18 protein-coding genes are annotated in these 19,147 nt (G+C 66.2%); 9 read left to right on the top strand and 9 right to left on the bottom strand.

The genetic code is table 11. From position 1 onward, the window contains the following. Nucleotides 1-218 precede the first annotated feature (218 nt). Entirely contained in the window at nucleotides 219-1,796 is a 1,578-nt protein-coding gene (locus AC3WUT_RS15600; RefSeq protein ID WP_492347992.1) for a methyl-accepting chemotaxis protein, read from the top strand. Between the two features lie 11 nt (nucleotides 1,797-1,807). Here AC3WUT_RS15600 and AC3WUT_RS15595 read toward each other — a convergent pair whose 3' ends face one another. After that, a complete protein-coding gene (locus AC3WUT_RS15595) occupies nucleotides 1,808-2,953 on the bottom strand; it encodes a GGDEF domain-containing protein (protein ID WP_492347991.1) in 1,146 nt (381 codons plus the stop codon). Between the two features lie 90 nt (nucleotides 2,954-3,043). Between AC3WUT_RS15595 and AC3WUT_RS15590 the strand changes: the two genes are divergently transcribed. Continuing rightward, complete coding sequence (locus AC3WUT_RS15590) at nucleotides 3,044-3,307, top strand: hypothetical protein (RefSeq protein WP_492347990.1); 264 nt, start codon at nucleotides 3,044-3,046, stop codon at nucleotides 3,305-3,307. A 253-nt stretch (nucleotides 3,308-3,560) separates the two neighbouring features. Then, entirely contained in the window at nucleotides 3,561-4,445 is an 885-nt protein-coding gene (locus AC3WUT_RS15585; RefSeq protein ID WP_492347989.1) for a ParB N-terminal domain-containing protein, read from the top strand. Between the two features lie 27 nt (nucleotides 4,446-4,472). Here AC3WUT_RS15585 and AC3WUT_RS15580 read toward each other — a convergent pair whose 3' ends face one another. Further along, the gene (locus AC3WUT_RS15580) at nucleotides 4,473-5,033 is read right to left on the bottom strand and encodes a DUF2889 domain-containing protein (RefSeq protein ID WP_492347988.1); all 561 of its coding nucleotides are present in this window, start codon (nucleotides 5,031-5,033) and stop codon (nucleotides 4,473-4,475) included. Nucleotides 5,034-5,229: 196 nt separating this feature from the next. Between AC3WUT_RS15580 and AC3WUT_RS15575 the strand changes: the two genes are divergently transcribed. Next, nucleotides 5,230-5,400 (top strand): hypothetical protein, encoded by a 171-nt coding sequence (locus tag AC3WUT_RS15575; protein ID WP_169737782.1) that lies wholly within the window; start codon nucleotides 5,230-5,232, stop codon nucleotides 5,398-5,400. 562 nt (nucleotides 5,401-5,962) lie between these two features. Here AC3WUT_RS15575 and AC3WUT_RS15570 read toward each other — a convergent pair. Continuing rightward, nucleotides 5,963-6,904: a dioxygenase family protein gene (locus AC3WUT_RS15570; RefSeq protein ID WP_492347987.1), complete on the bottom strand. Its 942-nt coding sequence runs from the start codon at nucleotides 6,902-6,904 to the stop codon at nucleotides 5,963-5,965. A gap of 104 nt (nucleotides 6,905-7,008) precedes the next feature. Beyond that, nucleotides 7,009-7,953: a LysR substrate-binding domain-containing protein gene (locus AC3WUT_RS15565; RefSeq protein ID WP_492347986.1), complete on the bottom strand. Its 945-nt coding sequence runs from the start codon at nucleotides 7,951-7,953 to the stop codon at nucleotides 7,009-7,011. Nucleotides 7,954-8,125: 172 nt separating this feature from the next. Between AC3WUT_RS15565 and AC3WUT_RS15560 the strand changes: the two genes are divergently transcribed. Both AC3WUT_RS15560 and AC3WUT_RS15555 read left to right on the top strand, forming a co-directional pair. Then, on the top strand, nucleotides 8,126-9,322 hold the full coding sequence (locus AC3WUT_RS15560; protein WP_019574607.1) for an acyl-CoA dehydrogenase: 1,197 nt from the start codon (nucleotides 8,126-8,128) through the stop codon (nucleotides 9,320-9,322). A gap of 254 nt (nucleotides 9,323-9,576) precedes the next feature. After that, nucleotides 9,577-10,827 carry a CaiB/BaiF CoA transferase family protein gene (locus AC3WUT_RS15555; RefSeq protein WP_492347985.1) on the top strand — a complete coding sequence of 417 codons (1,251 nt, stop codon included), beginning with the start codon at nucleotides 9,577-9,579 and terminating at the stop codon, nucleotides 10,825-10,827. A 41-nt stretch (nucleotides 10,828-10,868) separates the two neighbouring features. Here the strand turns inward: AC3WUT_RS15555 and AC3WUT_RS15550 are convergent, their stop codons facing one another. Continuing rightward, nucleotides 10,869-12,428, bottom strand: coding sequence for an AMP-binding protein (locus AC3WUT_RS15550; RefSeq protein WP_492347984.1), 1,560 nt, complete (start codon nucleotides 12,426-12,428; stop codon nucleotides 10,869-10,871). Between the two features lie 227 nt (nucleotides 12,429-12,655). Beyond that, nucleotides 12,656-13,903, bottom strand: coding sequence for a polyphosphate kinase 2 (gene ppk2 / locus AC3WUT_RS15545; RefSeq protein ID WP_492347983.1), 1,248 nt, complete (start codon nucleotides 13,901-13,903; stop codon nucleotides 12,656-12,658). A 243-nt stretch (nucleotides 13,904-14,146) separates the two neighbouring features. Here ppk2 and AC3WUT_RS15540 point away from each other — a divergent pair, with 243 nt between their 5' ends. Further along, complete coding sequence (locus AC3WUT_RS15540) at nucleotides 14,147-14,887, top strand: TerC family protein (RefSeq protein ID WP_492347982.1); 741 nt, start codon at nucleotides 14,147-14,149, stop codon at nucleotides 14,885-14,887. A gap of 35 nt (nucleotides 14,888-14,922) precedes the next feature. On the opposite strand, the gene AC3WUT_RS15535 is transcribed toward AC3WUT_RS15540, so the two are convergent. Next, the gene (locus tag AC3WUT_RS15535; RefSeq protein ID WP_492347981.1) at nucleotides 14,923-15,843 is read right to left on the bottom strand and encodes an SDR family oxidoreductase; all 921 of its coding nucleotides are present in this window, start codon (nucleotides 15,841-15,843) and stop codon (nucleotides 14,923-14,925) included. 48 nt (nucleotides 15,844-15,891) lie between these two features. Here AC3WUT_RS15535 and AC3WUT_RS15530 point away from each other — a divergent pair, with 48 nt between their 5' ends. After that, nucleotides 15,892-16,932, top strand: a complete 1,041-nt coding sequence (locus tag AC3WUT_RS15530) for a CDP-6-deoxy-delta-3,4-glucoseen reductase (RefSeq protein ID WP_492347980.1) — start codon at nucleotides 15,892-15,894, stop codon at nucleotides 16,930-16,932. Between the two features lie 264 nt (nucleotides 16,933-17,196). On the opposite strand, the gene AC3WUT_RS15525 is transcribed toward AC3WUT_RS15530, so the two are convergent. Then, the gene (locus tag AC3WUT_RS15525; protein ID WP_492347979.1) at nucleotides 17,197-17,520 is read right to left on the bottom strand and encodes a hypothetical protein; all 324 of its coding nucleotides are present in this window, start codon (nucleotides 17,518-17,520) and stop codon (nucleotides 17,197-17,199) included. Nucleotides 17,521-17,656: 136 nt separating this feature from the next. Between AC3WUT_RS15525 and AC3WUT_RS15520 the strand changes: the two genes are divergently transcribed. Then, nucleotides 17,657-18,640, top strand: coding sequence for a Bug family tripartite tricarboxylate transporter substrate binding protein (locus tag AC3WUT_RS15520; protein WP_492347978.1), 984 nt, complete (start codon nucleotides 17,657-17,659; stop codon nucleotides 18,638-18,640). Between the two features lie 22 nt (nucleotides 18,641-18,662). Here AC3WUT_RS15520 and folK read toward each other — a convergent pair whose 3' ends face one another. Then, the gene (gene folK, locus AC3WUT_RS15515; protein WP_492347977.1) at nucleotides 18,663-19,139 is read right to left on the bottom strand and encodes a 2-amino-4-hydroxy-6-hydroxymethyldihydropteridine diphosphokinase; all 477 of its coding nucleotides are present in this window, start codon (nucleotides 19,137-19,139) and stop codon (nucleotides 18,663-18,665) included. Between the last annotated feature and the right edge of the window lie 8 nt (nucleotides 19,140-19,147).

Genomic DNA, 19,147 nt, shown 5'->3' with positions numbered 1-19,147 from the left:
GCCGATGCTAGCGTTCATCGCCGCGCCCTACACGACTGGCACCCCAGCCCGCAGGCCACACCGACGTCAATAGACAAATAGGCGACAAAGCGAGGTCGGGTTTGCCCCACTGCCAACGAATTCGATGCTGCACTGCACCCACAAGGTGCACGCTCTTGCACCGGTTTATGGCACATTCAAGCGTTCATTCTGAACCCCGCTTGTTACCGATTGCCATCATGTCCCTCACACAACTCTCGATTGGAAAGCGCCTGGCGCTGGTTTTGGGGCTGATCCTGGCCCTGTCGCTGCTGAGCAGCCTGGTGGCTGTGATCAAGCTCAAAGAGATGGGCGAGGTGTCTGAGGCGATGCTGACCGTCAACCTCAAGACCGAGCGGGCCACGTCTGACTGGCTGCGCCACACCACGGCCGGCATCCAGCGGGCGGCGGCCATTGCCAAGAGTGGCGATGCGGCCTTGATCGAGTACTTTGCGCCAGCCACGGCCGAGTCGATCCGCCTGACAAATGACCTGCAAAAGCAGGTCGAAGCCCAGATGACCGCCCCCGACGACAAGCAACTGATCGACAAGGTGGCCCAGCTGCGCAAAACCTACCTCAGCGCGCGTGAAGAGGTCAGCAAGCACAAGAAATCAGGCGATGCTGACGCTGCTGCCCGCGCCTTCAACGAGGTGTTCGAGCCCACGTCGCGCCAGTACCTGGCCTCGGTGCAAGAAGTGGCCGACCGCCAGCGCAAGCGGCTGGACGATTCGGCCCAACGCAGCGAGGCCTTGCGCACGCAGACCAGCACCCTGCTGATGTTGTGCACGGCCCTGGGACTGGTGTTGGGCGTGGCCCTGGCGTGGTACCTGGCCCGCAGCATCACCGGCCCGCTGCGCAAGGCGCAGGCGATTGCCCACCAGATTGCCGACATGGACCTGACGGGCCAGCCCCAGGCCAGCTACAGCGGCGACGAAACGGGCCAGTTGCTGCAGGCAATTGACCGCATGCGTTCGGCGCTGCAGCAGGCGCTGCGCGAAGTGCACGGGGTGGTCAACAGCATTTCCACGGCCAGCAGCGAGATCGCCTCGGGCAACCAGGACCTGAGTGCACGCACCGAGCAGACCGCCAGCAACCTGCAGCAAACCGCCAGTGCCATGGAGCAACTGACCAGCACGGTGCACCAGAGCGCGGCCGCCGCTTCGCAGGCCGCCAACCTGGCGGGCTCGGCCGCCCAGGTGGCCCAGCGCGGTGGCAATGTGGTGTCCGAGGTGGTTCGCACCATGGACCAGATCAATGGCAGCTCCAAAAAGATTGCCGACATCATCGGCGTGATCGACGGCATCGCCTTCCAGACCAACATCCTGGCCTTGAACGCCGCGGTTGAAGCAGCCCGTGCTGGCGAGCAGGGGCGGGGCTTTGCCGTGGTGGCCGGCGAGGTGCGCTCGCTGGCGCAGCGTTCGGCCCAGGCGGCCCGCGAGATCAAGGCGCTGATCGGCTCCAGCGTCGAGAACGTGGAAACCGGTGCCCGCCAGGTGGGTGATGCCGGCCAGACCATGAACGACATCGTCAACAGCATCGAGCGGGTGACCCTGATGATGCGCGACATCACCACCACCACCGCCGAGCAAAGCCAGGGCATCGACCAGGTCAACACCGCCGTGTCGCAGCTGGATCAGATGACCCAGCAGAACGCCGCGCTGGTTGAGCAATCAACGGCCGCCGCCCACAGCCTGAGTGACCAGGCCCAGCGCCTCAACCAGGTGGTGGCCCGCTTCCGGCTCGACCCATCGGGCAGCCGGCACGCGCTGCTGAACTGATTTCACCGGCCTTAAACCCCAATCATCTCGACCCGGTTGCGCCCCGCGTTCTTGGCGCGGTAAAGCCCCTTGTCGGCGCGCTGAATCAGCGCGGCCAGCGTTTCGTGGTGCCCCTGCACCAAGCTGGCAACCCCGATGCTGACGTGGCAACTGGGGACCTCCCGCCACACGGCCGGGCCGTTTCTGATGCGCTCGGCCACCTGTTCGGCGTCTTCGGCCGTGGTGCCGGGCAGCACCACCACAAACTCGTCGCCCCCGTAGCGCGCCAGCAAGGCCGGGCGCCGCAGAATGCCCTGGACCCGGTCGGCAAATTCTTTCAGCACCAGGTCGCCCACATGGTGGCCTTGCAGGTCATTGATCTGCTTGAAGTGGTCCAGGTCCAGCAGCAGCACCGACAACGGCTGGCCGCGGCGCAGGCAACCCGCCAGCGCACTGTCGCCCAGCTGAAACAAGGCGCGGCGGTTCAGGGTGCCGGTCAGGCTGTCGCGCAGGGCCATGTCCTCCAACATCAGCCGGATGTTTTCATGGGTCATCAAAATGGCACAGACGGGGATCAGCACGTCGGCCGATGAAAAGCCCACGGCATACACCACCTGCATGAGCTCGATGGAGTCGACCCCATCGCCATCCGGGGCCCAATAGCCCACCACGGCGCGGACCGAGATCAGCAGCACCAGCGAGACCATGGTGGCCAGGGTCAGGTAGCGGGCAAAGGTCTTTTCCTGCCGGTAAATCACCCAGGCGTGGTAGGCGAAAAGGGCCACCAGCACGGCCCTGGCAAAGATGCGCCGGTGGATCGGCCCGTCGTCATAGCCGGCAAAAACCACCATGGCCGTGGCAGCCACCGCCACCAGCCACCACAGAAATCGCCGCGGCAAGGCGCGATCAAAAAACTCGCAGGTGCCCGCCAGAAACAGGGCGGCCGTCAAAATCAAGCACACGTTCTGCGCGCCAATGGCCACCGCATCGGAGGTGAAGTTGCGCAACAGGATGCGGGTCAGGGTGCCCAGCCCCGCCACCAGGGTGGCGGCGGCCCAGAAATTCAAGCCCTTGATGGCGGCCGTGCGATCCCGGCCGATGAAACCCAGGATCAAACCCATCATGCAACTCATGACACCCGCATAGGCAATCACAGTGGGCAGGTCGAAGCGAATCACGGCGTGGCAGGGCGGCAAACAGACATCGGCCCAATGTAGCGTTGACCGCGCAACCTGTAACAGCGAAACAATGAACCTGTGGCGCCCAGCATGAAAGTGGGGCCGGTGCATCCAAATGGGGGATTGACGGCACAGACGGCATGGAAGGCCTGGGCGGTGCAGCAAGGGCCACGTGAGCTGAAAAGCCTGGCCAAGCCCTGGCAGATAGGCTTCGATGGGTTGAAGCCGCCCCAGAAAGAAAAAATCCCCAAGGTTTTGGGCCTTGAGGATGAACGATCAACAGGGTTGACCGGGAGACAAGGCTTGAGTTTACATCCTAGGGAAAACCCGCGCAAGCCCCCAGCAGAAGGTTGACAACGGCGCCACCGGCCATCTGGCGCCATCGATGCGCGGTCGGCGTCAGGCCGGGCCAGCGGGCCGGTGCCTGGCGGCTATACTCCGCACCCCGCCGACGCCCCCGGTCAGGCCGCCAACAGCGGCGCTGTTGAGCAGGCCCTGGCCGCTGATCAAGACGGCTGGCCTGAACAGGCCGCCGCCGGTGGCCCCAACCCATCACCCTCCCCCCGCGCCGCCCGACGGCGCGCCTCACGCGAAGCTATTGACCGCCATGGACATCATCGTCAACGAAGAACTGCTGGCCTACATCGACCCCCTCACCCCCGACGAACACGCCGCGCTGGAGCGCAGCATCCTGGCCGAAGGCTGCCGCGATGCCCTGGTGCTGTGGGGCGATGTGCTGGTGGACGGCCACAACCGCTACGGCATCTGCCAGAAGCACGGCATTGCCTTCAACACGGTGCAGAACACCCAGTTCAAATCCATGGACGACGTGCGCCTGTGGATGATCGACCAGCACCTGGGCCGCCGCAGCCTGAGCGACTTTCAGCGTGGCGTGCTGGCCTTGCGCAAAAAAGAAATCATCGCCGGCCGCGAGACCGCCCCTGCGGCCCCCGCAGCAAGCGCAGCCGCAGCCGCCTCAAGCGACCCCATCGCCCATCAGCCCGCCCCCGAGTCCGGCGCAGGCACAGACACCCCGCCCTGGGAGGGCGATGCCGCGGCAGCCCCGGCCACCCCTGCAACGGCCAGCGCCGCCCCCCCGGTCGAGACCGATGCGGCCCTCACGCGCGAGGCCCTGGCCCGCGCAGCCCGCGTGAGCAATGCCACCATGGTTCAGATCGAGAAGATCCAGAAGGCCGCCGCCCCCGAGCTGGTGGCCGCGGTCAAATCGGGCACCATCTCGATCAATGCGGCCGCCACCGTGGCCACCCTGCCGGTCGAAGAGCAGGTGGCCGCAGCAGCCGGCGGCAAGAAGGAATTGCAGCAGGCCGCCCGCAAGGTGCGTGCTGCCAAGGCGGTGGAACGCACAGAGCCCGAAACCCCTGAAGGGGTGATTGCACGCCTGCGCCAGACCATCGTGGAGCTGACGACCGAGAACAGCGCACTCAAGGCCGAGATCGAGCGCCTCAAGGGATTGCGTTCCGAAGCGGCCTGAGCCGGGCCAGCACCGCGCCGGCCCCCCTCAGGCCTGGGGCGGCGCCGGCTTCTTGGGCTTGGGCTGGTAGCCAAAAAACACGGGATGGTGCTTTTGCACCAGCGGCCCGTCAAAGTCCCAGGCCTTGCAGCGCCCCAGGTGCAGCGGTGGGCGCTGGGCATCGCCCGAAAACGCATTGGGCAGGGCCTGGAAGGCCACCGTGGCCATGTTGAAGAGCAGCTCGCGCAGATGGGCACAGCCCTGCACGCCGCCCAGCTGGCGCTCAATGGTCTGGCGCCAGCCCCCCGACAACGAACACCCCACCATGCGGCGCATGGTGGCCTGGGCCGACGGGCATTCGCCGTGCGGCACGCTGTCCATGGCCACGTGGATGTCTTGAACCACGAAAGTGGTGTCCAGCGTCAGGCGGATGTGCATGTGGTGAATGGCCTCGCCAGGCTGCCACAGGCCTTCGCCCGGGATGTCGAACACCTCGCTCTTGGTGTCACGCATTTCGCCTTCGATGTCCCACAGGCCATCGTCACGCTGGAAAGCCTCATAACGAACCTCGCGGGTGTGCGAGGGGCGGCGTGGGCTGGGTTCGGGCAAGGGCAAATCGGCACCTCTGTTGGCTGGAGAAAACAGCAGGCCAGGGGCCCGCGGGCAGCGCGATTCTAGTGAGCCTGCCCCATGAGCCAGGTCACCTGCGCATCAAGCCACCCTTCGGCCCGGGCCAGAGTTTCAGCGAGGGACTTTCGACCTGTGGCCTAATAGGGGGTTTCAACCTTTTGTACAGAAGAACGCCATGGGCAACAAAATCGTCACCGAAGCTGATCGCAAGCGCACTCCCGCCCCGACCCCCCTGCCGGGCATGCCCAACCCCACCGGTGGCCGCGGCCAACGCGTGAGCCTGGAGCGTGGCGTGGCCACCCGCAGCAAGAAGAACCCTGGCAAGCGCTCCAAGAAGGGCGGCTGAGGCCTCTTTTCTCTGAGCCACTGGGAGCAGGCCCCTGCCCCAGGCCCCAAAAGCCCTCGTGCGCCCTGTGCCCGAGGGCTTTTTGCATGGGCTCGCACCTTCTGGTGGGGCCGCCCTCGAACCCATGGGGCCCAGATGGGCCCGCCCGGGTCGAACAGGCACCAGCCCCTACTGCCGAGGGTGTCGATACTGCCCATTTTTTAAGCAGCGCAAGAACAGCCCTTTGAAATCAAGCACTTAGCCCACTTGATAGGGGTCCCCCCACGGCTTGTCCACAGGGTTCTCCTCGTTTCGCAGGGACAAAGCGATGCCGCACGGCCAGGCCCGCATCCCAATCCGGCAGCGGGTGTGATCAAGCGGCCTTGGCAGGCACAACAGGGCCTGAAAGGCCGTGTTTCAGCGTGGTTTCAGGCGCTCACCCGGCCTGAATCATCCACCTGCTCAATTTTTGAGCAACGCAAGGCTTTCCCAATGAAATCAAGGGCTTGTGCAGGCCCTCCCCGCTCGCCCCACGGCTTGTCCACAATGTTGTCCAGCTTGGGCGGGGATAGTTCGGCCCAACTCAGCGGCGCAGGCCCGGCACCAGGGCCTGGCGGCGCTCGGGGCTGTCGAGGTCCAGGCGCAGGGCGTTGGCAGGCGCCCCCGGCGCAGCCATGTCGGCGGCCTCCCCGGCAGGACGGCCCGATCGGTCCACCGCCACGGCCAAGGTCAGCACGTATTGCTCACGCTCCTCGCGCACCGAGCCCACCACGCTGTTGCCGGCCTGCAGGGCCACCGCATCGGTGCTGTTGAGTGTGTCGCGCAGGCGGGTGCGCAAGTAAGCCTCCTGCTGGCTGAAGAGGTACTCGCTCAAGGCATCGGGCAGAAAAAGCTGCGAGGTCAACACACAGCGCTCGCCGTTCCAGACCTTGAAATGGATGTGTGCGGTGCGCCCGGCATGCCAACCGGGGTAAATGGTGCGAAAGGCCGCCACGCCATTGCGGTCGGTGGCCTGGCGGCCGCGCAGAAAACTGCGCCCGCGGGCATCGATGTCGCCGTTGTCGCCCTGCCCCGCAAAGCCGGAGTACACGCCCTGCGCGTCGCAATGCCAGACCTCGACCAGGGCCCCGGCAAAGGGCATGGCGGTCTGGTCGACCACCACGAAACGCAGCTCCATCGGCACGCCGGGCAGCCCCTCGCTGATGTCGGCACGCATCAGGGCCGAGGCATCAAGGTAATGCGGCCCTTCGGGTGCGGCCGAGGTCAGGCGTGGCACCAGGGCCGGTTCACGCTGCACGATGCGGGGCGCCGGGGTCGACGACGCCGCGGATGCCGCAGATCGCCCGCCGTGCACCGGAGCCGCCTTGCCCTTGCCTGCCGCGGCCTTGCCGGCCGGGGCCGCATGGGCTTTGGTTTTTTGCGGGGTCGCCAGGGCTGGCGCCGCCAGCAAAGCCACCGTCAGCCCCAACAGACGGCGACGCAACAAGACAGAGGTCAGGGGGACTTCGGAGCAATTCGGGTTCAAGGCAGCGTCCTTGGCAAGCGGTTCAGGCAAAGCTCAAAAGCCTAACGGAAAGCGGTCAGCCGCGGATGAACAAAGCCCCTGCAAATGCTAAAAAAACGCAGATTTCACCGCGTCACGACGGCGGCACGCTGCAGCGGTTTCACCTCAGCCACCTGCCCCATCAACCAGTCTCGAAAAGCGGTCAGCACAGGGGGGTCGTCTTGTGCGGGCGTGACCAGGTAGTAGCCTCGCTCACCCTGCAGCGAGGCCGTGCAGGCCGGCACCAGTTCGCCACGCGCCAGCTCAGATTCAATCAGCAGCGGCGGCATCAGCGCCACCCCCAGACCGTGCGAGGCGGCCACCGCCAGCATCGAGAACAGCTCGTAGCGCGGCCCTTCCATGGCCCTTGGCGCCTCGGTGCCCTGGGCATCAAACCACTGACGCCATCCGTAGGGCCGGGTGCTTTGCTGCAGCAGGGGCAGGCCGGCCAGGGCCTGCGGCGTGAGCCCGCCCGGGCTCAGGCCCCGGCGGTGCAGCCAGGCGGGGCTGCAGACCGGCAACACGTCTTCGCTCAACAGGGGCACTGCCCGCACCCCGGGCCAATTGGCCACCTGCTCGGGGGTACCGGCGTACAGGGCGGCATCGAACTCGGTATCGGCAAACAGAAACGGGCGGGTGCGGGTCTCGATGTGCACCACCAGATCAGGGTGGCGCTGGGCCAGATCGGGCAGCCTGGGGATCAGCCAGCGCGTGGCAAAGGTGGGAACGGCGGCCAACACCAGCCCCCCACCCAGGCCCTGGTGGGCCATCACGTCCAGGGTGTCGCGCTCCAGGCCCTGCAGCCGGCGCGACACCTGACGCCAGTAATTGGCGCCGCTGGGCGTCAACGCCACACCATGCCGGGTGCGGCGGAACAGGGCCACGCCCAGAAACTCCTCCAGCGCCGTCACCTGGCGTGAGACCGCGCTCTGGGTCAGGGCCAGCTCTTGTGCCGCACGGGTGTAGCTTTCGTGCCGGGCGGCGGCCTCGAAGCAGGCCAGCGCCTGGGTGGAGGGGATTTTGCGTTTCATGCCGTTATGGAACTTGTGAAGCGGATTGGCCGCATTTTCCAGGTTTTTTTGAAACAAGAAATGCATCAAAGGAATATCTGGATGTCAAATACTCGTTTGCGCAAGGCTGCGGCCCCGGCTACGATGCACAGCATCAAGCATTGACTTTTCTGCCACTGACCGGAGACCCCTCATGAGCCGTGCCGCCTTCCAATGGGCTGACCCCTTTCTTCTTGACCAACAGCTCACCGACGACGAGCGCATGATCCGTGACGCCGCTGCGGCCTACTGCCAGGACAAGCTGGCACCGCGCGTGCTGGAAGCCTTCCGCCACGAAAAGACCGACCCGGCCATCTTCCGCGAAATGGGCGAGCTGGGCCTGCTGGGCCCCACCATCCCCGAACAATACGGCGGCCCGGGCCTGAACTACGTGGCCTATGGCCTGATCGCCCGCGAGATCGAGCGTGTGGACTCGGGCTACCGCTCGATGGCCAGCGTGCAAAGCTCGCTGGTGATGGTGCCCATCTATGAATTCGGCACCGAAGGCCAGCGCCAGAAGTACCTGCCCAAGCTGGCCACCGGTGAGTGGATCGGCTGCTTCGGCCTGACCGAACCCGACCACGGCTCCGACCCCGGCAGCATGGCCACCCGCGCCTACAAGACGGCCGGCGGCTACAAGCTCAAGGGCAGCAAGATGTGGATCTCCAACAGCCCCATCGCCGACGTGTTCGTGGTGTGGGCCAAGGAAGTGTCTGAAGGCGGCGCCGTGGGCCCGATCCGCGGCTTTGTGCTTGAAAAAGGCATGAAGGGCCTGAGCGCCCCCGCCATCCATGGCAAGGTCGGCCTGCGCGCCTCGATCACCGGCGAAATCGTGATGGACGACGTGTTCGTGCCCGAAGAAAACGCCTTCCCCGAAGTACAAGGCCTGAAGGGCCCGTTCACCTGCCTGAACAGCGCCCGTTACGGCATCGCCTGGGGCGCCCTGGGTGCCGCCGAGTTCTGCTGGCACACCGCACGCCAATACACCCTGGACCGCAAGCAGTTCGGCCGCCCCTTGGCCGCCAACCAGCTGATCCAGAAAAAGCTGGCCGACATGCAGACCGAGATCGCACTGGGCCTGCAAGGCTGCCTGCGCCTGGGCCGCATGAAGGACGAAGGCACGGCAGCGGTCGAAACCACCTCGATCATCAAGCGCAACTCGTGCGGCAAGGCGCTGGACATTGCCCGCCTGGCCCGCGACATGATGGGCGGCAACGGCATCAGCGACGAATTCGGTGTGGCCCGCCACCTGGTGAACCTGGAGGTGGTCAACACCTATGAAGGCACCCACGACGTGCATGCTCTGATCCTGGGGCGTGCGCAGACTGGGATCGCGGCTTTCGGGAACTGACCCACCCCTGTCGGGCTCACTGCGTGTAGCCCGTCCCCCCTCAAGGGGGCGATACCTGCGGACTGGCAGAGCCAGCTCCGCGGTATCCTGGAACGGGCTTCGCTTCGCTTGCCGGTCGAAGACAAGGCCGTGCGACATGTCGAGCGCCTGTTCTCCAAACCCCCGCTTGATTCCTCGCACTCTGTATCGCCCGACATCCATGTCTGCCTGAGCGGCACTCGGAGATTCAGTCTGTTATCGCCAAAAACTGCCTCATGACTCAACTCCCCACACCCCAGCCTGGGGCCCTTGCCGGTCTCAAAGTTCTTGATTTGTCCCGCGTGCTGGCGGGGCCTTGGTGCACGCAGATCCTGGCGGATCTGGGGGCGGATGTGGTGAAGGTGGAGCGGCCCGGGGCGGGGGATGACACCCGGCACTGGGGGCCTCCCTTCCTCAAGGATGCGGCGGGGCAGGACACGGATCAGGCCAGTTATTTCACGGCCTGCAACCGCAACAAGCGATCCGTGACCATCGACATGGCCAGCGCCGCAGGACAGGCCCTGATCCGCGAGATGGCACTGCGCGCCGACATCGTGGTGGAGAACTTCAAGGTGGGGGGGTTGCAGCAGTACGGGCTGGACCATGCCAGCCTGCTGGCCCTGAACCCGCGCCTGATCTATTGCTCGGTGACCGGTTTCGGCCAGGACGGGCCCTATGCCGAGCGCGCCGGCTATGACCTGATGATCCAGGCCATGAGCGGCATGATGAGCATCACCGGCCGCGCCGACGACCAGCCTGGCGGCGGCCCGCTGCGGGTGGGCGTGGCGCTGACCGACCTGTTCACCGGCATCTATGCCTCCACCGCCATCCTGGCCGCACTCAACGTGCGGCATCAGACCGGCAAAGGCCAGCACATCGACATGTCGCTGCTCGACGTGGGCATGGCCATCCTGGCCAACCAGGCGGCGGGGTTTCTCAACACCGGCAAGGTGCCGGGGCGCCAGGGCAACAGCCACCCCAGCCTGGCCCCTTACCAAGACTTTCCGACCGCCGACGGCGCCATGCTGCTGGCCATTGGCAACGACGGTCAGTTTGCGCGCTTCTGCGCCGCGGCCGGTCGGCCCGAGTGGGCCCAGGACGAGCGCTTTGCGACCAACACCCTGCGGGTGAAGCACCGCGAAACCCTGATCCCGCTGATGGGCGAGCTGACCCGCACCCGCCACACCGCCGACTGGATCGCCCTGCTCGAAGACAAGGCCGTGCCCTGCGGCCCGATCAACGACATCGGGCGCGCCTTTGACGATGCCCAGGTGCAGGCCCGTGGCCTGGCCGTGACCCTACCGCGCGACGCGGGCGACGGCATTGCACAGATCCGGGGTGTGGCCAGCCCCCTGCGCCTGGCCGACAACCCCCCCGTGCTGCGCAACGCCCCGCCAGCCCTGGGCCAGCACACCGACGAGGTGCTGCGCGAGCTGGGGCTGGACACGGCCCGCATCGCCGAGTTACGCGCCCAGAACGTGCTCTGAAGGCGCCCTGAACTGGGTCTGGAGCGCGGCCAGCGCCGGCCTCAGGCCTGAAAGTGCTGCTGGTATTGCTGGCGCAGCACGTTTTTCTGGATCTTGCCGGTGGCCGTGGTGGGCAGCGCCGGCAGAAACACCACCGCCTTGGGCACCTCGTGGCGCGCCAGGCGCTGCCGACAATGGGCCAGCACGGCCTCGGCATCGGCCGATTGACCGGCCTTGAGCACCACAAAGGCGGTCACGGCCTCGGTCCAATGCGCGTGCGGCAGCCCCACCACCACCGCGTTGCCCACGGCCGGATGGCCCAGCAAGGCGGTTTCAACGGTGATCGAGGCCACGTTCTCGCCGCCGGTCTTGATCATGTCTTTCTTGCGGTCGACAAACACCAGCAGGCCATCGGGGTCGTAAAAACACAGGTCGCCGGTGTGGTGCCAGCCATGGCGGCAGGCTTCGGCCGTGGCCTCGGGGTTCTTGTAGTAGCCGTTCATGACGTTGGGGCCACGCACCACCAGCTCACCCACCTCGCCCTGGGGCGACAGCCGCCCCTCGTCGTCCATGATGGCCATGTCGTTGATCAGCGCCGGCGTACCCCAGTAAGGCCCGGGCTTGCTCAGCTGGTACTCGGGCTTGAAGTAGGTGGTGCCGGGGTAGGTTTCGGTCTGGCCGCTGGCCAGGGCAAAACGCGGGCAGATCTCTTCGGTCAGGCGCCGCAGCAGGGCCGGCTCCATGGGTTGCATGGCGTATAGGCACAGCCGCAATGAGCTGAGGTCAAACTCGGCGCGCTGCGGGTGGTCCAGCAGGGCCCGGTACATCATGGGCAACAAAAAGATCCAGCTCAGGCGGTGCTGCTGCACCGTGCGCATGAAAGCCACCGGATCGAAGCGGCGCACGATGACCATCGTGGCCCCCAGGTGCACAAAGGCCGCCACCAGGGAGTGCTCGGCACAGTGAAAAACCGGCATCACCACGCCTGTCACATCGTCATGTTGGATCCCCCCTTCGATCGCCCCGCTGAGCGAAGCCACAAACACCGCCAGATGGCTGATGGCCACCCCCTTGGGATGGGCCGTGGTGCCACTGGTGAACATGATCTGGGCCACATCGCGGTCTTCGATCTGCACCTCGGGTTCGCTCACCGGGGCGGCTTGCAAGGCCTCATGCAGCCAAGGGCCAGCGATGCCGGACTGGCCGCTGACCCGGTTGACCAGCACGCCAGGGCAGACGGCCTCGATGCTGCCGCGCACTGGCGCCAGCAACTCGTCGTCGGCCATCACCAGGCGGGCCTCGACCTGGCCCAGGATGTATTGGATCTGCTCGCCCGCCAGCATCACGTTCATGGGCACCCAGACCAGGCCGGCCTTGGCAATGCCGAAGGCCATCACCACCTGCTCGATGCTGTTGAGGCAGAGCGTGGCCACCGCATCGCCCTTCTTCAAGCCCCGGGCCAGCAGGTGGTTGGCCAACTGGTTGCAGCGCTGATCGAGCTCGCGGTAGCTCAGTCGGCGCTCGCCTTCGATGAGGGCGGTTTTGCCCGGCGTTCGGGCGGCGGCTCGGCGCAGCATGTCGCCAATGGCGATGCGCTGGATGACAGAGGGCTGAAAAGGCATGGCTTGTCTCCGGTTCGGCGGTGATGAATGCCTTGCCAGACAACATGGCTGCCCCCCTGACAAGGCCAAGCCCCCGTTGGCCCGCCGCCCGGCGGTTGCGCAAGCGCCCCGGCCCTGGCCGTTGGGCCCGGGGACCCGTCGGCCATGCTATCGGCGCCAGGGCACCCCCTGGTCACTTCTGCGACATGCGGGCCCCCGCCCTGCTCGGGGGTCTGAGGCCCCGCGGTTCAGAGCAAGGCGCCGCCCGGGCGCTCACCACGCTCATAGACCACATGGGCGCGGCCCACGATCAGGGGATCCAGCTTGCCGATGTGCTCGCTGTCTTTGTTGCCATACGGAAGCATGTGCAACACATAGCGCATGGCGTTCAGACGCGCGCGCTTCTTGCAGTCGCTCTTGATCACCGTCCAGGGGGCATCGGCGGTGTCGGTCTCGAAGAACATGCCCTCTTTGGCCCGCGTGTAGTCGTCCCATTTGTCGAGCGAGGCTTTGTCGATGGGGCTGAGCTTCCACTGCTTGAGCGGATGGGCTTCGCGCTCTTTGAAGCGGCGGCGCTGCTCGCTCTGGCTGACGGAGAACCAGAACTTGATCAGGTGCACCCCGCTGCGCACCAGGTTGCGCTCGAACTCAGGCGCCTGGCGCATGAACTCGGTGTATTCGGCATCGGTGCAGAAGCCCATCACGCGCTCGACACCGGCACGGTTGTACCAGCTGCGGTCAAACATCACGATCTCGCCCCGGGTGGGCAGGTGCTGTACATAGCGCTGAAAGTACCACTGGCCGCGTTCGATCTCGGAGGGTTTCTCCAGGGCCACCACCCGGGCGCCCCGGGGGTTGAGGTGCTCCATGAAGCGCTTGATGGTGCCGCCCTTGCCGGCCGCGTCGCGCCCTTCAAACAGGATCACCACGCGCTGACCGGTCTCCTTGACCCAGGCCTGCAGCTTGAGCAATTCAACCTGAAGCTTGAATTTCTCACGCTCGTAGCTGGCGCGGCGCATCAGATGTCGGTAGGGATAGCCGCCCTGGCGCCAGTCGCGGGCCAGTTCCTCGTCGGGGTTGCCGGTGTCTTTTTCGCCGGTCAGGGCCTGGTTGGGACGCAACTCATGGAGCAGCATCTGGAGGTCGTCCTGGGACACCCCGTCGAGCATGGCGCGCAGCGTGGCGGTGCGTTGCTCGGGCGTGCCGGCCACGTCACCAGCCTCACCGGCCTCAGCCGACACCCCGGCCACCAGCGACTTCAGCACCGACAGCTGCTTGTGCTGGGCCGCATCGGTGGCCTCGCGGGCCACATGACGGGCCAGCGCACGGGGCGCCACCGAGGGGGCCACGTCGCCACGGCGCGTGCTGCGTTCGCTGCGCGCCGTGCGGGGTTTGGCGGCAGCAGCGCCTGCCTTGACGCCGGACTTGGCTTGGGCGCCAGCGGTGGGTGGGGTCGGTGCGGGAGCCGCTCGGGAGGGCGATGGGCGTTCTGTCATGTCAGGGTCTCCGGAAAACATCGTGGCCGTGCTCAGAACCTGTCTGGGGCAGCACCACGAAGGCCGCCCCATCGGTCATCAAAGTGTCATTTTCGACCTCCGCCTGCTGCACAGACTTGACCCGTATCAATGGACAACCGCCTGCGGTCCGCCGCCCATCCAGGCATCCGTCATTTACATCTGAGCCTGCCCAGAAGTGCCGAAACCGGCTACAAACGGCTTTTCGCAACGAGACAACATCCCATGATGGAACTTCTGAGCTCTCCGCAGGCCTGGCTGGCCTTTGCCACCCTGACGGCCCTGGAACTGGTGCTGGGCATCGACAACGTGATCTTCATCTCGGTGCTGGTCGACCGGCTGCCCGAAGCCCAGCGCGACCGGGCCCGGCGCCTGGGCCTGTTCATGGCCATGTTCATGCGCATCGGCCTGCTGATGGTGCTGTCGTGGATCATCGGGCTCAACGCCCCGGTGTTCAGTGCCTGGGGCCAGGACATTTCGGGGCGCGACCTGATCCTGATCGCAGGTGGCCTGTTCCTGATCTGGAAAAGCACCGGCGAGATCCACCAGACCCTGGAGGGTGAAGAGCATCACGACAGTGCTGGCGGGCGCAGCAGTTTCGGCTCGGTGATCGTGCAGATCATGCTGGTCGACCTGGTGTTCTCGCTCGACTCGATCATCACCGCCGTCGGCATGGTCGACAACGTCACCGTGATGATTGCGGCCGTGGTGGCCTCGGTGGGCCTGATGATGGTGTTTGCCAGCGCCATCGGCCACTTTGTGTCGCAGCACCCCACGATCAAGATGCTGGCCCTGTCCTTTCTGGTCGTGGTGGGGGTGGTGCTGATCGCCGAGGGCTTTGACCACCACGTGCCCAAGGGCTACATCTATTTCGCAATGGCGTTCTCGGTGGCGGTGGAAATGCTCAACATCCGCTTGCGCCGACGGGTCTCCAAGGCCGAGGTGGAGGCCCATCGGCCCGACTGAATCCACAGGCTGGCTGGGGCTGGGCCGCCCGCCTTTCAGCCTGCCAGCCCCTCGTTCACGGTGGGGTGGTGCAACGCCAGTCGCAACTCCCGCTTGAGCCGGGTATTGAGCAGCCGGCGCGACTCGCTCATGAAACTCAGCAGGCTCACAGGCAATTGCTCGCGGGCCTGATCACGGGCCACCCGGGGCGGGCGCGGCAGGCCATACAGGTCGGCGGCCAGATCAAAGTAGTCGCCCATCCGCAAGCGCGTGTCATCGCACACGTTGTACAGCCGCTGCGGGCGACCCCGCCACAAGGCGAGCTGGCAGGCCGCAGCCAGGTCGTCAGCATGGATGTGGCTGGTGTAGACATCGTCTTCGTGCCGCAACACGGGTGTGCCGCGCAGCAGGCGCTCGCGCGGCGTGCCCCCCTCGCGGTCGGGCGCATAGATGCCCGGAATGCGCAAGACACTCACGCGCAGGCTGTGGCCCAGGTGACGCATCACCCGTTCAGCATCCACCCGGCGCTGGGCGCGCGGGGTGGTGGGCTGCAAGGTGCGTGTCTCATCCACCAGCGCCCCACCGCAATCGCCATACACACCACTGGTCGAGCCATAGACCAGGGCCCGAGGCAGGCTGCGTTGCCGCAGGCTGCGGGCCAGCGCCAGGCTGCGGGGGTCGCGCCACCACTCACCCGTGGGTTGCGAAGGCGGTGGTGCCAGGTGCAGAACCCGGTGCGCCAGGCCGGCCAGGCGATGCAGGGTCGCCGGCTGATCCAGATCCCCCACCAGCGGCGTGATGCCCTGGGCGCGCAGGCCGGGCACCCGGGCGGGCGACGAGGTCAGCGCCAGCACACGCACACGCCCGTGCAACTGGCGCGCCACGCGCTGACCGACGTCACCACAGCCCACGATCAACAGGCGTTGGCGCCGGAACCGCGCGGGCAAGGCGCCGAGAGGGCTTTGGTTTGAAGGCAAAATCGGGGCTTTCCAGTTTCTAAAGACGGCCCCGAGGATACCGAAAAGATGAGCTTCAACATCACCGTGCAGCCCAGTGGGCGAGCCTTCACCGCCAACCCCGAAGAAGCCGTGCTGGCCGCAGCCATCCGCCAGGGCGTGGGTTTGCCTTATGGGTGCAAGGACGGGGCCTGTGGCTCGTGCAAATGCAAGAAGCTCGAAGGCGAGGTGGTGCATGGCGAACACCAGAGCAAGGCCTTGAGCGCCGAAGAAGCGGCCCAGGGCTTCATCCTGACCTGCTGCGCCGTGCCACAGTCGGATCTGGTGCTGGAGTCGCGCCAGGTGACCGACGAGAGCGCCTTTCCGATCAAGAAGATGCCGGTGCGCGTGGCCGCCCTTGAAAAGAAATCGGCGGATGTGGTGCAGCTGCGCCTGCAACTGCCGGCCACCGAGACCTTCCGCTACCACGCCGGCCAGTACATCGAGTTCATTCTGCGCGATGGCGCCCGCCGCGCCTACTCGATGGCCAACGCCCCGCACACCCAAACCGAGGCTCCCGGCGTCGAACTGCACATCCGCCACATGCCCGGCGGCAAGTTCACCGATCACGTGTTTGGCGCCATGAAGGAAAAGGACATCCTGCGCGTGGAAGGCCCCTTCGGCAGCTTCTACCTGCGTGAAGACAGCGACAAGCCCATCGTGCTGCTGGCCTCGGGCACGGGCTTTGCGCCGATCAAGGCCCTGATCGAGCAGTTGCAGTTCAAGGGCAGCACCCGCGCCGTCACGCTGTACTGGGGTGGCCGCCGGCCGCAAGACCTGTACCTGCACGACTGGGTACTGGCCCGTGCGGCCGAGATGCCTCAGCTGCGCTACGTGCCGGTGGTGTCCGATGCCCTGCCCGAAGACGGCTGGAGCGGCCGCACCGGCTTTGTGCACCAGGCGGTGCTGGACGACTTTGCCGACCTGTCGGGCCACCAGGTCTATGCCTGCGGCGCCCCCATCGTGGTCGAATCGGCCCGCGTCGCCTACAGCGCCCAGCGTGGCCTGCCCGCCGAAGAGTTCTACGCCGACGCCTTCACCAGCGAAGCCGACAAGCACGCTGCGGCCTGAGTCGGATCGAGCGGGGTGGGTCCAAGCCCCAATGGGGCTGGATCGACCACCGCCAGACTTGCGACAGCTTGTTGCCTATTGAGCAGCAAATGATGCGAAATAGGCAACAAAATCCCGCTATCACCCAGCACGAAGCGCCCGCCATGAGCTTGCATGGGGGCCTCCAACAAAAAAAGCCACCCTGACACTCATCAGGGTGGCTTTTTCACATCCGCCTGAACCCCCTCAGGCAAGGCGGACTCTTGGCCAGCTGACTTGGCCTTCTTACTTGGCTGGTGCGGCCGGCATGGCGGGGGCGGCAGGCGCAGCAGGTGCTGCCGGGGTGGCAGGAGCCGCGGCAGCGGCATCCTTGTGATGCTTGTGATGGCGCTTGTGCTTGTGCTCGGCCTTGGCGGCGGCGGCCGGGGTGGCCGGGGTGGCGGCAGCGGGCTCGGCGACCGGGGTGACGGTGGAAGGGGTCTTCACGGTGGCCGTGGCAGGTGCAGGGCCGACAGCCGGCGCCGCAGCGGGAGCCTGGGCAAACGCAGCACCGGACACACCGGCAGCCAGGGCAACAACCACAGCGGAGACGAGAGCTTGGACTTTCATGATGACTTCCTTCATTGGCATGGAGACGACCTCCATGTGGATGACAACGCCCCGGGCTGTTCAAGCGCATGACGCCTGAATTGCAAACGGATGTAAGCATTTGTGTACCCAGCCTTCACCGTACGACAATCAGCCCATGAAGCGCAGAAACGTCCTCCTCAGCCCGCTGGCCGCCCTGCCGGCGCTTTCCACCCTGCCCGCCCTGGCCCAGACCGCTGGTGCCGGGCGCCCGATCCGCATCATCGTGCCCTACGCCCCCGGCGGGCCCATCGACGTGACGGCCCGCGTGCTGGCCGAACGGGTGAAAGATTCGCTTGGGCCCGTGATCATCGAGAACAAGCCCGGCGCGGGGGGCAACATCGGTGCCGATCAGGTGGCCAAGGCAGCCCCCGACGGGCTGACGATTGGCATCGCAGCCACCGCCACCCATGCGGTCAACCCCTGGCTGTACAGCCGCATGCCGTTTGATGCGTTGCGTGATTTCAGCCCCATCACCCAGATCGTGCGCGTGCCCAACGTGCTGGTGATCAATGCCGATACCGCACGGCGCCTCAAGATCAACACCCTGGCCGACATGGTGGCCTATGCGCGGGCCAACCCGGCCAAGCTCAATTTCGGCAGCGGCGGCAGTGGCAGCGCAGGGCATCTGGCCGGCGAGATGTTCAAGGCCCAGGCCGGCATCTACGCGCTGCACATCCCGTACAACGGCGGCAACCCGGCCCAACTGGCCTTGCTGGCAGGTGAGGTCGACTTCAACTTCGACAACCTGGCCACGGCAGCGCCCAACATCCGCTCGGGCAAGCTCAAGGCCCTGGCCGTGACCACCGCCCAGCGCAGCCCGCTGCTGCCCGAGGTGCCGGCCGTGGCCGAAACCTACAAGGGCTTCAGCATCGACACCTGGTGGGGTCTGGTGGCCCCGGCGCACACGCCCAAGGACGTGATCGCGCGCCTGAACCAGGCCTTTGTGGCGGCCTTGAACTCGCCCGAGACCAAGACCCGCTTTGCGGGCCTGATGGCCGAGCCGGTGCCCACCTCGCCCGAGCAGTTCGGCGCCTTCATGAAAGGTGAACTGGCCAAGTACGAGAAAGTGGTCAAGGCGTCTGGCGCCAAGGTGGACTGAGACCCGGGGCCGCTTCAGGCCGTCAAAGGCGCGTGATGGCCTGATCGGCCACCGCCGCCAGTTCGGCAGCTGGCACTTGCTCGGGCCAGATTTCGGCCAGCGGCAGCAGCACAAAGGCACGCTGGCGCATGCGGGGGTGCGGCAGGGTCAGCTCGGCACCATCGAGCCGGGCCTCGCCATGGCTGAGCAGGTCCAGATCGAGCGTGCGCGGCGCGTGGCGGTAGGGGCGCTCGCGGCCGGCGGCCAGCTCCAGGGCCTGCAGGGCATGCAGCAGCGCCAAGGGCGCCAGCCGGGTCTGCAGCAAGACCACGGCGTTGATGAAATCGGGCCCGCCCGCATCCACCGGGGCACTGCGGTACAGGGAGGAGGCCTTGAGCAGCTGGCTGTGCGGCAGTTGGGCCAGGTCGGCCAGGGCCTGGCGAACGGTGGCCTGGGCGTCGCCCAGGTTCCCGCCCACGCCGATGCAGGCGAGCACGGGCGAAGCAAGCGTGTCGGTCATGGCTTTCA

The sequence above is a fragment of the Curvibacter sp. EU05-FHT14A10 genome (assembly GCF_058791075.1).
Note: the sequence above shows the minus strand (reverse complement) of the source record. Positions and strands in the feature narration are given on the sequence as shown.

Excerpts from the sequence above, each read along its gene's own strand:
- AC3WUT_RS15550 (WP_492347984.1), bottom strand. The coding sequence starts at position 12,428 with ATGCCTTTTCAGCCCTCTGTCATCCAGCGCATCGCCATTGGCGACATG.
- AC3WUT_RS15555 (WP_492347985.1), top strand. The coding sequence starts at position 9,577 with ATGACTCAACTCCCCACACCCCAGCCTGGGGCCCTTGCCGGTCTCAAA.
- AC3WUT_RS15575 (WP_169737782.1), top strand. The coding sequence starts at position 5,230 with ATGGGCAACAAAATCGTCACCGAAGCTGATCGCAAGCGCACTCCCGCC.
- AC3WUT_RS15560 (WP_019574607.1), top strand. The coding sequence starts at position 8,126 with ATGAGCCGTGCCGCCTTCCAATGGGCTGACCCCTTTCTTCTTGACCAA.
- AC3WUT_RS15540 (WP_492347982.1), top strand. The coding sequence starts at position 14,147 with ATGATGGAACTTCTGAGCTCTCCGCAGGCCTGGCTGGCCTTTGCCACC.
- AC3WUT_RS15585 (WP_492347989.1), top strand. The coding sequence starts at position 3,561 with ATGGACATCATCGTCAACGAAGAACTGCTGGCCTACATCGACCCCCTC.
- AC3WUT_RS15600 (WP_492347992.1), top strand. The coding sequence starts at position 219 with ATGTCCCTCACACAACTCTCGATTGGAAAGCGCCTGGCGCTGGTTTTG.
- AC3WUT_RS15590 (WP_492347990.1), top strand. The coding sequence starts at position 3,044 with ATGAAAGTGGGGCCGGTGCATCCAAATGGGGGATTGACGGCACAGACG.
- AC3WUT_RS15565 (WP_492347986.1), bottom strand. The coding sequence starts at position 7,953 with ATGAAACGCAAAATCCCCTCCACCCAGGCGCTGGCCTGCTTCGAGGCC.
- folK (WP_492347977.1), bottom strand. The coding sequence starts at position 19,139 with ATGACCGACACGCTTGCTTCGCCCGTGCTCGCCTGCATCGGCGTGGGC.
- AC3WUT_RS15520 (WP_492347978.1), top strand. The coding sequence starts at position 17,657 with ATGAAGCGCAGAAACGTCCTCCTCAGCCCGCTGGCCGCCCTGCCGGCG.
- ppk2 (WP_492347983.1), bottom strand. The coding sequence starts at position 13,903 with ATGACAGAACGCCCATCGCCCTCCCGAGCGGCTCCCGCACCGACCCCA.
- AC3WUT_RS15525 (WP_492347979.1), bottom strand. The coding sequence starts at position 17,520 with ATGAAAGTCCAAGCTCTCGTCTCCGCTGTGGTTGTTGCCCTGGCTGCC.
- AC3WUT_RS15530 (WP_492347980.1), top strand. The coding sequence starts at position 15,892 with ATGAGCTTCAACATCACCGTGCAGCCCAGTGGGCGAGCCTTCACCGCC.